At 34.4% G+C, this 13,268-nt stretch carries 14 protein-coding genes; 7 read left to right on the top strand and 7 right to left on the bottom strand.

Annotated elements, in window-relative coordinates:
• The first annotated feature begins 119 nt into the window (after positions 1–119).
• From ABJD27_RS00260 to ABJD27_RS00230, 7 genes are all read left to right on the top strand, one after another.
• Positions 120–1,556 carry a DNA/RNA non-specific endonuclease gene (locus ABJD27_RS00260; protein ID WP_348172865.1) on the top strand — a complete coding sequence of 479 codons (1,437 nt, stop codon included), beginning with the start codon at positions 120–122 and terminating at the stop codon, positions 1,554–1,556.
• A 99-nt stretch (positions 1,557–1,655) separates the two neighbouring features.
• Complete coding sequence (locus ABJD27_RS00255) at positions 1,656–2,093, top strand: hypothetical protein (protein WP_348172863.1); 438 nt, start codon at positions 1,656–1,658, stop codon at positions 2,091–2,093.
• A 64-nt stretch (positions 2,094–2,157) separates the two neighbouring features.
• Complete coding sequence (locus tag ABJD27_RS00250) at positions 2,158–2,958, top strand: DUF1853 family protein (RefSeq protein WP_348172860.1); 801 nt, start codon at positions 2,158–2,160, stop codon at positions 2,956–2,958.
• A gap of 74 nt (positions 2,959–3,032) precedes the next feature.
• Positions 3,033–4,472 carry a hypothetical protein gene (locus ABJD27_RS00245; RefSeq protein ID WP_348172857.1) on the top strand — a complete coding sequence of 480 codons (1,440 nt, stop codon included), beginning with the start codon at positions 3,033–3,035 and terminating at the stop codon, positions 4,470–4,472.
• 39 nt (positions 4,473–4,511) lie between these two features.
• A complete protein-coding gene (locus tag ABJD27_RS00240) occupies positions 4,512–5,306 on the top strand; it encodes a LytTR family DNA-binding domain-containing protein (RefSeq protein WP_348172854.1) in 795 nt (264 codons plus the stop codon).
• Positions 5,307–5,397: 91 nt separating this feature from the next.
• Positions 5,398–6,696 carry a hypothetical protein gene (locus ABJD27_RS00235; protein WP_348172851.1) on the top strand — a complete coding sequence of 433 codons (1,299 nt, stop codon included), beginning with the start codon at positions 5,398–5,400 and terminating at the stop codon, positions 6,694–6,696.
• 152 nt (positions 6,697–6,848) lie between these two features.
• Entirely contained in the window at positions 6,849–8,366 is a 1,518-nt protein-coding gene (locus ABJD27_RS00230) for a sulfatase-like hydrolase/transferase (RefSeq protein WP_348172848.1), read from the top strand.
• Between the two features lie 61 nt (positions 8,367–8,427).
• Here the strand turns inward: ABJD27_RS00230 and hisIE are convergent, their stop codons facing one another.
• From hisIE to hisB, 7 genes are read right to left on the bottom strand one after another with little or no spacing between them, the layout of a single operon-like run.
• Positions 8,428–9,033: a bifunctional phosphoribosyl-AMP cyclohydrolase/phosphoribosyl-ATP diphosphatase HisIE gene (gene hisIE / locus ABJD27_RS00225; protein ID WP_348172874.1), complete on the bottom strand. Its 606-nt coding sequence runs from the start codon at positions 9,031–9,033 to the stop codon at positions 8,428–8,430.
• Between the two features lie 16 nt (positions 9,034–9,049).
• Positions 9,050–9,805 (bottom strand): imidazole glycerol phosphate synthase subunit HisF, encoded by a 756-nt coding sequence (gene hisF / locus ABJD27_RS00220; RefSeq protein WP_348172845.1) that lies wholly within the window; start codon positions 9,803–9,805, stop codon positions 9,050–9,052.
• Positions 9,806–9,850: 45 nt separating this feature from the next.
• On the bottom strand, positions 9,851–10,360 hold the full coding sequence (locus ABJD27_RS00215) for a DinB family protein (protein ID WP_348172842.1): 510 nt from the start codon (positions 10,358–10,360) through the stop codon (positions 9,851–9,853).
• A gap of 3 nt (positions 10,361–10,363) precedes the next feature.
• Positions 10,364–11,119, bottom strand: a complete 756-nt coding sequence (gene hisA / locus ABJD27_RS00210) for a 1-(5-phosphoribosyl)-5-[(5-phosphoribosylamino)methylideneamino]imidazole-4-carboxamide isomerase (RefSeq protein WP_348172839.1) — start codon at positions 11,117–11,119, stop codon at positions 10,364–10,366.
• A 28-nt stretch (positions 11,120–11,147) separates the two neighbouring features.
• The gene (locus ABJD27_RS00205) at positions 11,148–11,504 is read right to left on the bottom strand and encodes a cupin domain-containing protein (protein ID WP_348172836.1); all 357 of its coding nucleotides are present in this window, start codon (positions 11,502–11,504) and stop codon (positions 11,148–11,150) included.
• A 1-nt stretch (position 11,505) separates the two neighbouring features.
• Positions 11,506–12,087 (bottom strand): imidazole glycerol phosphate synthase subunit HisH, encoded by a 582-nt coding sequence (hisH, locus tag ABJD27_RS00200; protein WP_348172833.1) that lies wholly within the window; start codon positions 12,085–12,087, stop codon positions 11,506–11,508.
• Positions 12,087–13,223, bottom strand: coding sequence for a bifunctional histidinol-phosphatase/imidazoleglycerol-phosphate dehydratase HisB (gene hisB / locus ABJD27_RS00195; RefSeq protein ID WP_348172830.1), 1,137 nt, complete (start codon positions 13,221–13,223; stop codon positions 12,087–12,089). The genes hisH and hisB overlap by 1 nt, the downstream gene beginning before the upstream one ends.
• Between the last annotated feature and the right edge of the window lie 45 nt (positions 13,224–13,268).

The following is a 13,268-nucleotide window of genomic DNA, read 5'->3' as shown; positions in this document are numbered from 1 at the left end:
GATGTATATAATGGTTTGCTAACATTAGAGTGATTACTAGTTAACAACACCGCTCTAATTTTAAAGGATTAAAAAAACAGTATTTATCACTAAAAAACTAACTAAAAACACATTTTTTTATGAAATCACTAAGACTGAATTCCGTAACCATGTCTCTAATTGCTATGCTCTTTTTTATAGGATGTAGTACAGACGATGATCAACTTGTTTTTGATCAAACACAAGATACTTTAAACATCCCGCTTTCTATAGAAGAAGATCTCAGCATAGAAACACACTATTATGACAACGAAGGACCTCATGAGCACAATCACTCAACACGTCGCGCAGATGGCTTTATGGAGACTTTTGAAACAGGATCTAAGGGAAGTTATGCCAGTGGAACTGTAAACCTATCAGATTCAGGAATCTGGCTTCTGAGTGATGCGTTAATAGGTACTTTATCTAATGACCGAAAATTTGGATCAAAATCTGTACGTATTCGAAATTCTGGATACGCAGTAATGGAATTTAATCTAGACAATGGTGCTGAAGAAGTACGCATTAGGCATGCAAAATATGGCAATAACGGTACCTCAACCTGGCGACTTATCGCTTCTACTGACAATGGAAGTTCTTGGTTTTTTGTTGGAAATACAGTTACTACAAACTCAACAAGCTTAAACACAGTTTCGTTTACTGTAAATGAAACACGGAGTATACGATACGGGGTTTATAAAACAAGCGGAGGGTCTAATAGAATAAACATAGATAATTTTGAAGTAATAACAACTACAACACCTGGAGGTGGTGATCAAGGAGTTGCAACACGAGATAGTAATATTGCCTTTGGAAACCCCTCAAACGCTACATCTAGTGCAAATAACTATTACCTCCCAAAACCAGATTATGCCTTGTCTTATAACAATAGTAAAGGAACGGCAAATTGGGTAAGTTGGCATTTAAGTAGTGCTTGGACAGGGAATGCTCCAAGATGTAATTGTTTTAAAAGAGATACAGCATTACCTAGTAATTTCTTTAGAGCAACTTCTAGTGATTATACAAACTCTGGTTTTGATAGAGGTCATTTATGCCCATCGGCAGATAGAACGTATACAGATGATGCCAATGAGAATACATTTTATATGACAAACATTGCACCACAAGCACCAGATAATAATCAGCGCAGTTGGGCTAATTTTGAAAATTTCTTAAGGTCTTTAATCACCGAAGGAAAAGAAGTATATATACTCGCGGGTGTTATAGGCTCTGGAGGAACTGGAAGAAATGGTTTTGCATCTACAATAGATGGTGGTAATATCACAGTACCTGACTCGTTCTGGAAGGTTGCTTTGATACTTCCTAATGGGTCAGATGATATAAATAGAGTGACAACAAGTACAGAAGTCATCGCGATTAATATTCCTAATGATCAAGGAATTTCAAGTGATTGGTCTCAGTTTAGAACTACCGTAAATGATATCGAAAATCTCACTGGGTATGATCTATTTGAAAACATTCCAAATGGAATAGAAAGTGTTATAGAATCAAATATTTATAATGGTCCATTTAATTAAATAAAGGCAATAGTAAATAAGTAAAGTTATAGATACACATAATCATTATTCTCAAAAATTTGTACATTGTTAGTACTAACAACCAAAAATTGACTAACAATGACAACAACAAACAATCCTGGTAAAGGGCTCAAAATTATTGGTATCCTTGGACTTTTATGGAATTTAATTGGCGTGTTTTTCTGGATGGCAGAAAATTTCATGATGACTGATGAAGTTAAAGCAGCTTTACCTCCAGAACGATTAGAGCTTATGGAAAGTGCTCCTTCTTGGGGAGTAATTGTATATGGTATTGCGACGATAGGTGGTGTACTTGCTTGTATTATGCTGTTAATGCGTAAGAAACTAGCTGTTCCTTTATTCTTGATATCATTACTCTGTATTATTATCCAAATGGGATATGGTATGTTCTTTATGAAATGGGGGAATGTTTTAGGACCTGTAGATGCATATGTTATGCCTATAATCGTGATTCTAATAGGAGTCCTTCTATATCTTTATAGTAAGAAAGCTGCCAGTAAAGGACTACTATCTTAAATAGTATATAAAATCAACGTGTAAAAGGTCGCTTTGTTAAAGCGACCTTTTGTATTTTTAAATAGTGAAACATATACATGGTTTTTTAGCTTCTCCTCCTCTATGGAAACACGAACAATTTGGACTCAAACAATTTGTTATTCCTGAGATAAATCTTAATACGTTTCGGCTGCAACCTATTCCCGAAAATTTACGTTTAGGACATCAAGTAGAGCACATTTTGTATCAGTTATTAGATCATTCTGAAGCTTGTGATGTATTGGCACATAATATTCAGATTAAAAGAGGACATGATACTTTAGGAGAGTTAGATTTTTTGATACGCTTTCGCGAAAGCGGACACCTACTCCATCTAGAACTTACTTATAAATTTTACATCATCGATCCTAGCATTTCAGAGCCTATTCACCAACTTATCGGACCAAATAGAAAGGATGCTTTTTTTGCCAAACTAGAAAAGACAAAACAGAAACAACTCCCATTACTCTATACAGAAGAAGGTATAAAAACACTACAATCACTAGAGATAGACCCTTTACAAATTGAACAGCAGGTATTATTCTTAGGTCAGTTATTTATACCCTATAAGGCAACTCCTTCAGTTATAGATCCATTAAACACAGATTGTATTGTTGGTTTTTGGATACAACTTTCTAATTTTAAATCTTCAGTGTTTAAAGGATATCAATATTACATCACTCAAAAAAAAGAATGGATACACACTCCGCATCATGATGTTGTCTGGACTTCTTACCAAGAAGCACTCTCTGAAATTCAAGCAAAGCACCTCCAGAAACGTGCGCCTATTGTATGGATAAAAAAAGATGATAAGACGATAGATCGCTGTTTTATCGTTTGGTGGTAGTATTCAAAATTTTCTAAAGACGTAACATTTCATTGTTATTTTCGTCTTTTGTAATATCAATCAACATCAAATCAATGAAAACACTACAACTTGTATGCATCCTCCTATGTTTTCAATTATCGCTTTTTGCACAAAACGATTTTATTGAAATAGAACATAACGAAATCTTAGGAACATTAACCTTTATAGCAGCCGCTAGTAATCAACCTGGTACAGCTCCTTCCTATAATCAGTACATAACAACTAAATTAGGAAGTGATACCGCGTTTCAATCCCTCTCAGAACGTTTTTCAAAAATAGATGTACAGGCAAGTTTGCATCGAGAGCAATTTCCAGAAAAAAGACATCCATTTACAAGTACAATGGATCTATTGTGGATCGCAAGTGCCAATGCTACAGATATAGACGACTTTGCAACGCGTACCATTGGTTTCTTACCACCCAATGATCATACAGAACTCATCGCTATTTTAAGAAACACGTTACCCTATTACAAAGAGCAAGTTTGGGTTCCTACAGAAAATAAGAGAACGTATATGGAGCAGGCATTACTACCATATGCGCCACAAATAGAAGTTCTATTTAATAAAGTAGATGTATTCTTAGGAAGTGGTTGGTCAAAAACAACTCCTTTTAGAATTATGTTATATCCTATTCCTTTAAAAAGTGGCGGAACCACAGCGATTCCAAAAGGAAACAATCTCATCTGTTCCTATTTATCCGAGCGAGAAAAAGAAGCAGAAGATCTTATAGGAATTGCCATACACGAGATGAATCATATTCTTTTTGATGCGCAACCCTTAGCATTACAGGAAGATATAGATACATGGTTTACTACCTCAACCAATCCGTATGCGCCACTAGCCTATGATTTTTTTGATGAAGGACTTGCTACGGCTGTGGGTAATGGATGGGCATATGAACAACTTCACGGAGAATTAGACCCGAGAGAGTGGTATAGTTTTAAATATATTAATGGGTTTGGAAAAAAGCTGTATCCGCTTGTAAAGAAGTATATGGATGTTCAAAAAACAATAGATCAGGATTTTATAGATCAAGCAATTGTTCTTTTTGGAGAAGCGTTTCCTAAAGCTATTACAGATCTAGATATCTTAATGAATAATCTAAATATTTCCTCACAGACAGAAGATGAATCCCTCATAGATTCTTATTTTACAGGGGTAAGAGAGCGTTTTAGAATGCGATCTGCCTATTTTTCTAGTCCTATAGATTCTGAAGATTCTTTTGAACGCTTTCGCGAAAGCAATAGAACAAAATTAATCGTATTAGATAAAGATCACGCTCGTATATTGACTGTATTACAACAACAATTCAAAGATTTTCCTAAAGGTCTTACAACAGATAATTCTTATATCATAGGGTTTTATGACCAAGAAACAAAGAGTAATGTCCTCGTTATAAATTGTATACAAAAAGAAGATTACGCTATTTTAATGGATAAATTAAAAGCCGAAAAATACTTAACGCACGGAAAAATAATGACAACCAAATAAGCAAGAAATAGTATATTTAGATGTTCAACATAACATCTTTTGAAAACTTACCCTTTTGATTCATCTATTAAACATCATTTGATTGTAGCATTTGCGCTTGCTATATGGATTTTTATATTCCTTTATTTTACAGAACCTCTAGATGTACACGAGTTTGATAATAAACAAAAGCTCACGTATCTACCATTATATGGACTTTTAGGAGCTATTTGTTATATCGCAATATTACCCTTGCAGCAATTTTTATATAAGAAAACAGCAAAGGTATGGTCTCTAAAAAATGAACTCTTTTTTAATAGTGTATTTATCGTTTTCTCGTTTATCGTTGTGCGTTCATTTTATCTCTATGTAATTATGGCAAATGAGCGTAATCCATATACATTAGGATATTATACACTACGTATTTTTATTCCCGCAATACTAACGATTCTTCCGATAGTGCTTGCTGGAAGATGGGCATTAGGGAAATATAAGAACAAACGTCTTGAAGGTTCAAAAATCGAAATACAAGGAGAAGGTAATTATGAAAGTTTGCGACTGCTATTTAACGATATAATCTGTATTCAATCATCAGATAATTATATAGAAGTATCTTTTCTAGATGTAAATACTCTTAAAAAACAATTAATTCGTAATAAGCTATCGGTTATAGAAACTAGTTTTCCAGAGCTTGTACGTACACATCGTTCTTTTTTAATTAATCCCTATCATTTCCAATCTTGGAAAACCAATAACGGTAAGTTAGGCCTTACGTTATCAAACGATATTTTCATCCCAATATCTAAGACCTACGCCACAACCGTAAAAACGGTTATACATTCTACCACAAAATAGCTTCATTTCACCCCAAAGCCTCATATATAATAGGCTCACTGATATTTGAGAAATACTTTTGAATCAGAAATCAAACGTAAAAATCTTAATTATGAAAACGCAATTAACTGCTATTTTAACCACTTTATTCTTTTTTTTATTTGCTTTCGCGAACCTGTCTGCCGCTAATGCGCAAAATATAGCACGACAAACAGGAGCGCAAACACCTCAATTATGTGATTGTAAAAAAGATTTAGATTTTCTAGCTAGCAACATGGAAAAGATGATCTCTTACAAGAAACAAATCAAAGGAGATAAAGTAAAAGAATTCCAAGAAGTATACATCACACTATCAAACGAAATGCAATCGCCCATTTCCAAAATAGTTTGTCTCTTTAAATTGAATACGCTTCTTAGTGTAGTAAAAGACAAACACGCAAGTATTACTTCTACAGAATCACTGGTAACAGACAAACAGTATCTAGATACAATATATCGATCAAATTTTAAGCAAACAGCTATTTTTAAAGCTCACCCTACAGTGTCTAAAGATCTTAACAAATTACGTACTAGATTATCACAAAACCCTTTTGATGCTATAGAAGGAATTTATATAGACAAGCATGTAGGAGAGATTGGAGTTTATGAAACAATTAAGAAAGGAGCATATATCGCAGTTGTACTAGAATCTTCTTCAGATTTTTGGGGTACAGGGCAAATTGCTTATCAAATCAATGCAATAACAGAAAACGAATATCAAGTACTACGATACCATCCATATTCTCGTAAATTATGGTTTCAAAAATCAATGTTATTTTATAATGGAAAGTTATGGGGTTTACAAAAACCACTGGAAGGTCCTAACTATGTAGAAGCACCTTCTGAAAATAAAGATTGGGAATTTAAACAGCTTTCTGAGAACACTCAATATTTATATTTTGGTTCATTCTCAAATAGAAAAAGTAATGTAGCCGCATTTAAAGAATTTTATAATCGTTATAAAGACACGATAAGTGCTCCAAATATGATTGTAGATCTTCGCAATAATGGTGGTGGTAATGCTAAGTATAGCGACCCTTTTTTGAAAATACTAAAGAAGTCTGGTGCTCATATCTACGTGATAACAAACTATTTTACAGGAAGTAATGGAGAGCAATTTACATTAAAGCTTAAAAAACTTAAAAACACCACTCATCTTGGACAACGCACTAACGGAATCATAGCATATGGTCTTAATTATGGTACTGGATATGATTCACCGACTGGAAACTTCACCTTCTACCCTACTGATATGAATTTCCATAAGTTTATTGAGTATGAAATGGTGGGCATACAACCAGATACACTATTAGATTTTAATGAAGATTGGGTTGTACAAACCTTAGAGATTATAGAAGAAAAACTTCCATAAATACATGAATGCAATAACTACCACATTCGAGTTTGACTTCTCGAATTGTGGTAGTTTTTCTACACATAAACAATTAATAATCAGGTATTAATACGCTATAATTCTTTATAATACCATAGTATTTTTATGACTTAATCATATAAAATATACCTATGAGTTTTTCTAAACGCCGCGCTGTATTACCCGAACAACCTGATTTAATTTTAATAATCACAGATCAAGAACGTGCTACCCAGAATTTCCCTCCTGATTGGGAATCTGAAAACCTTAAGACCATGACATTCCTTAAAGAGAATGGTTTTTCTTTTGATCGTGCCTTTTGTAATTCTTGTATGTGTTCTCCAAGTAGGTCTACATTATTTACGGGTACGTACCCTGCACAACATGGAGTTACTCAAACCCTTACTTGGGGTGGTCGTTATTCTGATGCAGAAACCACACTAGATCCTAGTCTTTTTAATATGGCAAGAATGTTACAACAAGAAGGATATAATACACAATATAGAGGTAAATGGCATCTTAATAAAGGGGATACCGAAAATGATTTAAGCTCATCACAAATTGCGTTAACAGGATTTCAAGGTTGGGTAGCTCCTGATGCTGGAGAAGATGTAAAACCTGAGAATTTTGGAGGTGGGTTTGCAAATCACGATGAAAAATACATCTCTCAAGGAATCGAGTTTCTTAAAAGAGTACGAGAAGAACGAGAAGCTGGTCAAAAACGAGTTCCTTTTTGTTTGGTTATCTCTTTAGTAAATCCTCATGATGTCTTAGCATATCCTAATGGAGTAGATTATGGGTATTCAGAAAAAGATTGGTCTTCTAGAGATATTCACTTACCTATATCGGTCGAAGAAGAGTTATTAAAAAACAAGAAACCTATGGCTCAATTCCAAATTGTGAAAGCTGCCAACAAATTATTAGGAGCATTACCCGATAGAGATGACAAATTAAATTACATTAATTTCTATGGGTATGCTCTCAAGAAAATTGATACGCAGATAGGTCAATTTATCGATGCGTTATATGCAACCTCAGCATCTGGTAAAAAGCTTGCAGATGAAGCGTTGGTTATTCGATTGTCTGATCATGGAGAAATGGGTCTAGCACATGGTGGTATGCGTCAAAAGGCGTTTAATGTCTATGAGCAAACACTTAGAGTACCTATGGTTATTTCAAATCCTATTTTATTCCCTGAGAATTCAATAAAACCAATATTGAAATCTTCAGATAATCTAGCTTCATTAATAGACATTATGCCTACGATTGCTTCGTTGGTCAATATTAAAAATCCAGCTCGTTCTTTACAAGGTACAAACCTTGTTCCTATTATGGAAGACAATACTGCTGTACAAGATTCTATTATGTTTACGTTTGACGATACCAAAGCTAGCTCTGCCGATGTACCTTCTGCGGTACTCGCAGCAAATAGAATACGCTGTATTAGAACCAAAGAATGGAAATATGCCTATTATTTTCACGCATTAGGTAGTTATCCTACAGAGTATGAATTATACAATTTAAAGGAAGATCCTGACGAAATCAATAATCTAGCATATGATAATGGTCCCATTATTACTAAAATAAAGGAAGAGCTTGCTTCAAAATTACAAGCTTCTGAAGAGCATTTACTTAAACGTAAAACACTGACAATACCTGAGCATAGTTAATATATACAACTAGCTTACTAAGAATAAAATACTCAGGTTAGTCTGTATACATCTGAGTATTTTATTTGTGTCTTGCTATTAATGTTTTCTCAACACTACGTAATCCAAAACCTTTTGCTCTTAGTAATACCATAAAATGGAATAATAAATCGGCGCTTTCATTTAAGAATGATAAATCATTATCGTCTTTTGCTTCGATAACCACCTCTACTGCTTCTTCTCCTACTTTTTGAGCTACTTTATTAATTCCCTTTTTAAATAAACTAGCAACATACGAATCTGGATTAAGCTCTGGATTATCCTTACGGTCACGTATAACTTCTTCCAAATGAGAGAAAAATCCATATTGAGTAAGGTTGCGCTCTCCCCAACAAGTATCTGTTCCTTTATGACATACTGGTCCCGTAGGTTCTACCAAAACTAAAAGGCTATCTTGATCACAATCAAGCTTTATATCGATCAAATCTAAGTAGTTATTAGACTCTTCTCCTTTGACCCATATACGGTCTTTACTTCTACTAAAAAATGTAACTCGTTTTGAGTCTAAGGTTTGAGTATATGCATCTTCATTCATATACCCTAGCATTAAGACATTTTTAGTCTTTGCATCTTGCACTATTGCTGGAACAAGTCCATCTGAAAATTTTGAAAAATCGATTGTCATAATTTCTTCTTTTTTTAGTTTATAAACGCACAGTAATTCCTTGCGCGTGTAATTCTTTTTTTAATTCTGGTATTGGTATGTCTCCAAAATGAAAAACACTTGCAGCCAGAGCTGCATCTGCATTTCCTTTTGTAAATACATCTATAAAATGTTGTTTATTTCCTGCTCCACCGCTAGCGATAATTGGAATATTTAATTCTTGAGATAGACGCGCTAAGGCATCATTTGCAAAACCATCTTTTGTCCCATCATGATCCATAGAGGTAAATAAAATTTCTCCTGCACCACGTTGCTCTACTTCTTTTGCCCAATCAAATAGATGAAGCGTTGTAGGCACTTTTCCTCCCACTAGATGGACAATCCAAGAACCATCTATATATTTTGCATCTATAGCAATAACAATGCATTGTGAGCCAAATTTTGCAACCAACTCATTAATGAGCTCTGGACGCTTAACTGCACTTGAGTTTATAGATACTTTATCGGCTCCATTCTTAAGAAGTATATCTACATCTTCTACCGAAGAGATACCTCCTCCTACTGTAAATGGAATATTAACTTGTGATGCTACTCGTAATACAAGGTCTGACAATGTTTTTCTGCGTTCTTCTGTAGCAGATATATCCAGAAACACAAGTTCATCTGCTCCTGTTTCAGAATAGACTTTTGCAAGCTCTACAGGATCCCCTGCATCTCTTAAGTTGATAAAATTTGTTCCCTTAACGGTTCTACCGTTTTTAATATCTAAGCAAGGAACGATTCTTTTTGTAAACAATTTTTAACTATTTAATAATTTGTAAATAAACAATGCCTTTTATTTTTATGGATTGTTTTCGTTTAAATCAAATCCATCATAAAATCCTAATGGTTGATTTATTAATTCTTTTACCCAAAATGCAATTTGTCCTGTATGATAACTATAATGCTCTACGGCATGTATCACACACCCCATTCCCGAAAAATGAAAACCTTGGACATCACGTTTTTTTAAAAGCTGTTCTTCTGTTGCATTTTGAATAGTGTCTTTAACATCAGCTACCGTTGTCAAAAGCTTCTCTATCAACACCTCTTTACTATATCCATCTGTAGCATCAAACTCTGCATCACGGTTACGGTTGTCTTCTTGCTCTCCAAGACTAGAAATCACATACTGTGTCATATTGCCACAAAGGTGCAATACTTGATTTCCTAAACTATTACTAGAGCCATTGGGGCGTTGCCATAGTTGCTGATCATCAACTTTTGTAAAAGCAATTTGAATCATACGTGTACTCTCGTCTATCCTATAAAGGGTATTCTCTTTAAAATCCTGAATCCAATCTGCTTTCATAATCTATTGGCTTAAAATAAAGTTTTCTAATTGCTTGAGTGTAATACGATTCTCATAAATAGCTTTCCCTATAATAGTTCCCTCACAACCTAACTCGGCTAATCTCGGAAGTTCATCAAATGTTGATATTCCTCCAGATGCAATAAGCTGTATTGATCTTGTTATACTACTGTCATCGGTACTAACAGTTCCTTGATGTATAATTTTTTGATATAGATCAAAAGAAGGACCTTCCAACATGCCATCCTTGCTTATATCAGTACAGATAACATACGAAATACCTTTCTTCATATACTCCTTTATAAAAGGGATCAAATCTTTATTACTTTCTTCTTGCCACCCACTGATAGCAATCTTTTCATGATGTGCATCTGCTCCAAGAATAATTTTATTTTCCCCGTATACGTTGATCCAATTTTCAAATGTTTCTGGGTCTTTTACAGCAATACTTCCTCCTGTAATTTGGGATGCACCACTTTCAAAGGCTATATGTAAATCTTCATCTGTCTTTAATCCTCCACCAAAATCAATATGCAAACTCGTCTTAGAAGCAATTTGTTCTAATATCTTATGATTTACAATATGCTTACTCTTTGCTCCATCTAGATCTACCAAATGCAAATGTTTAATTCCGTGAGCTTCAAAGTTCTTTGCAACTTCTAACGGGTTTTCATTATATATTTTTTTAGTATCATAATCTCCTTTTGAAAGACGTACACATTTTCCATCTATGATATCTATTGCTGGTATTATTCTCATTGTGAATTCCCGTACTTACGGAATCTTATTAATTTATTATTTCATTTACTTTCTTATCATCTCCGTTTACATCATTATCTGTACTTTCAAAACATAAAATAACGGTTCTCTTCTGAGATCGCGTTCTGTGACGTACATCCTTAGCCACTTTAATCATTTGACCTTGAGTAAGCGTTTCTGTTCGGTCTTCAAAATCTACAAAGAGTTCTCCTTCTACTACATAAAAGAATTCATCACTTTTGCTATGACTATGCCAGTAAAAATCTTTTTCAAGAACACTCACACGCACCACATGATCATTGATTTCACAAACAGGGAAGTTTTTCCATTTTTCTGTGATACCCCTTGTAAGTGCTGTGATATCCTGCTTTATAGTATTTTCCATATTATAACCTTAGAAAGTTCTTTAAGATCTGTTCTCCAGTACTACTACTCTTTTCTGGGTGAAATTGAGTACCATAAAAATTGTTTTTTGCAAAGGCAGCTCCATAGTGCACTCCATAATCACACACGGCTATCGTCTGACTAGTAACGGGTGCATAATAACTATGTACCATATAGATAAATTCTTGGTCAGCAACTTTTTCAAAAAGAGGTGTTTTAAGATTTGAGATGGTATTCCATTGTATTTGGGGGACTTTTACGCTTTCGCGAAAGCGTACCACATCCACATCAAAAATTCCTAAACCATCTGTATTTCCTTCTTCTGAGTGATTACACATTAATTGCATTCCCAAACAAATCCCTAAAACAGGTTGTGTTAACTCAGGTATAACAGTATTTAAACCACTTTCTCTTAGCTTTTGCATGGCACTACTCGCCTCGCCTACACCTGGGAAAATAACTTTGTCTGCATTCTTTATTTCTTCTGGATCATTACTTAAAACGGCGGTATACCCTAATCGTTCTATCGCAAATTTGATACTTTGGATATTACCTGCTCCATAATTTATGATTACAATATTCATTACAACATTCCTTTTGTAGAGGGCAAAATCATTTTATCTGGGTCTCTCTTAATGGCTACTTTAATTGCTTTTGCAAAGGCTTTAAAAATAGCTTCAATTTTATGATGTTCATTGGTTCCTTCTGCTTTGATGTTTAGGTTTGCTTTTGCTCCATCCGAGAATGATTTGAAGAAATGATAAAACATCTCTGTTGGCATTTTTCCAATCATTTCTCTTTTAAAATCTGCTTCCCAAACTAACCAATTACGTCCTCCAAAATCAATGGCTACTTGTGCTAGACAATCATCCATAGGCAAACAGAATCCGTAACGTTCTATACCCAACTTATTCCCAAGTGCATCAGCAAAGATCTCTCCCATAGCAATCGCGGTATCTTCTATGGTATGATGCTCATCTACTTCTAAATCTCCTTGTACATCTATAGATAGGTCCATAGCACCATGTCTAGCCAATTGATCTAACATATGATCAAAAAATGCAATACCGGTATGGATAGAAGATATTCCTGTTCCATCAAGGTTTAATGTAATATTGATGTTGGTTTCATTTGTTTTTCGCGAAAGCGTACGTATACGATCTTCTAATTTTAAAAACGCATAAATAGCTTCCCAATCATTACTTTCTAAGGCGATGTCTTTATTTAGTTCTGATCGTTCTATCGTGATTTCTCCAGTACCTAAATGTGTTTGGTCATTTATATAAATTCCTTTTGCACCTAGATTGGTTGCGAGTTGCATATCAGTGAGCCGATCTCCTATTACAAAAGAATTTGCAAGATCATACTCCTCAGAAAAATACTCGGTAAGCAAGCCTGTGCCTGGTTTACGAGTATCTTTGTTTTCATGAGGAAATGTACGATCCAGAAAGACCTTATCAAAAATAACTCCTTCGTTTTCAAATGATTTTATGATAAAATTATGCACGGGCCAAAAGGTATCTTCTGGAAATATATCTGTCCCTAAACCATCTTGGTTTGTGATCATCACTAACTCATAGTCTAATTCTTGTGCTATTTTACCAAGCCAAGTAAAGGCTTTAGGGTAAAATATCATTTTATCAAACGCATCTATTTGTTCGTCTGCGGTTTCTTTAATAATCGTACCATCTCGGTCGATAAATAAAACTTTCTTTTTCATAGCAATTTTATGAATATGCGTGCTCATAAGCAACGCACATTTGAT

Source organism: Dokdonia sp. (assembly GCF_039945015.1).
Taxonomy (GTDB): Bacteria; Bacteroidota; Bacteroidia; order Flavobacteriales; family Flavobacteriaceae; genus Dokdonia.
This window is presented reverse-complemented; position numbering and strand designations above follow the sequence as displayed.

What these genes read in the sequence shown, in the direction of transcription:
- ABJD27_RS00260 (WP_348172865.1), top strand. Translation starts at nt 120, where the DNA reads ATGAAATCACTAAGACTGAATTCCGTAACCATGTCTCTAATTGCTATG.
- ABJD27_RS00255 (WP_348172863.1), top strand. Translation starts at nt 1,656, where the DNA reads ATGACAACAACAAACAATCCTGGTAAAGGGCTCAAAATTATTGGTATC.
- ABJD27_RS00245 (WP_348172857.1), top strand. Translation starts at nt 3,033, where the DNA reads ATGAAAACACTACAACTTGTATGCATCCTCCTATGTTTTCAATTATCG.
- ABJD27_RS00235 (WP_348172851.1), top strand. Translation starts at nt 5,398, where the DNA reads ATGAAAACGCAATTAACTGCTATTTTAACCACTTTATTCTTTTTTTTA.
- ABJD27_RS00230 (WP_348172848.1), top strand. Translation starts at nt 6,849, where the DNA reads ATGAGTTTTTCTAAACGCCGCGCTGTATTACCCGAACAACCTGATTTA.
- ABJD27_RS00215 (WP_348172842.1), bottom strand. Translation starts at nt 10,360, where the DNA reads ATGAAAGCAGATTGGATTCAGGATTTTAAAGAGAATACCCTTTATAGG.
- hisA (WP_348172839.1), bottom strand. Translation starts at nt 11,119, where the DNA reads ATGAGAATAATACCAGCAATAGATATCATAGATGGAAAATGTGTACGT.
- ABJD27_RS00205 (WP_348172836.1), bottom strand. Translation starts at nt 11,504, where the DNA reads ATGGAAAATACTATAAAGCAGGATATCACAGCACTTACAAGGGGTATC.
- hisH (WP_348172833.1), bottom strand. Translation starts at nt 12,087, where the DNA reads ATGAATATTGTAATCATAAATTATGGAGCAGGTAATATCCAAAGTATC.
- hisB (WP_348172830.1), bottom strand. Translation starts at nt 13,223, where the DNA reads ATGAAAAAGAAAGTTTTATTTATCGACCGAGATGGTACGATTATTAAA.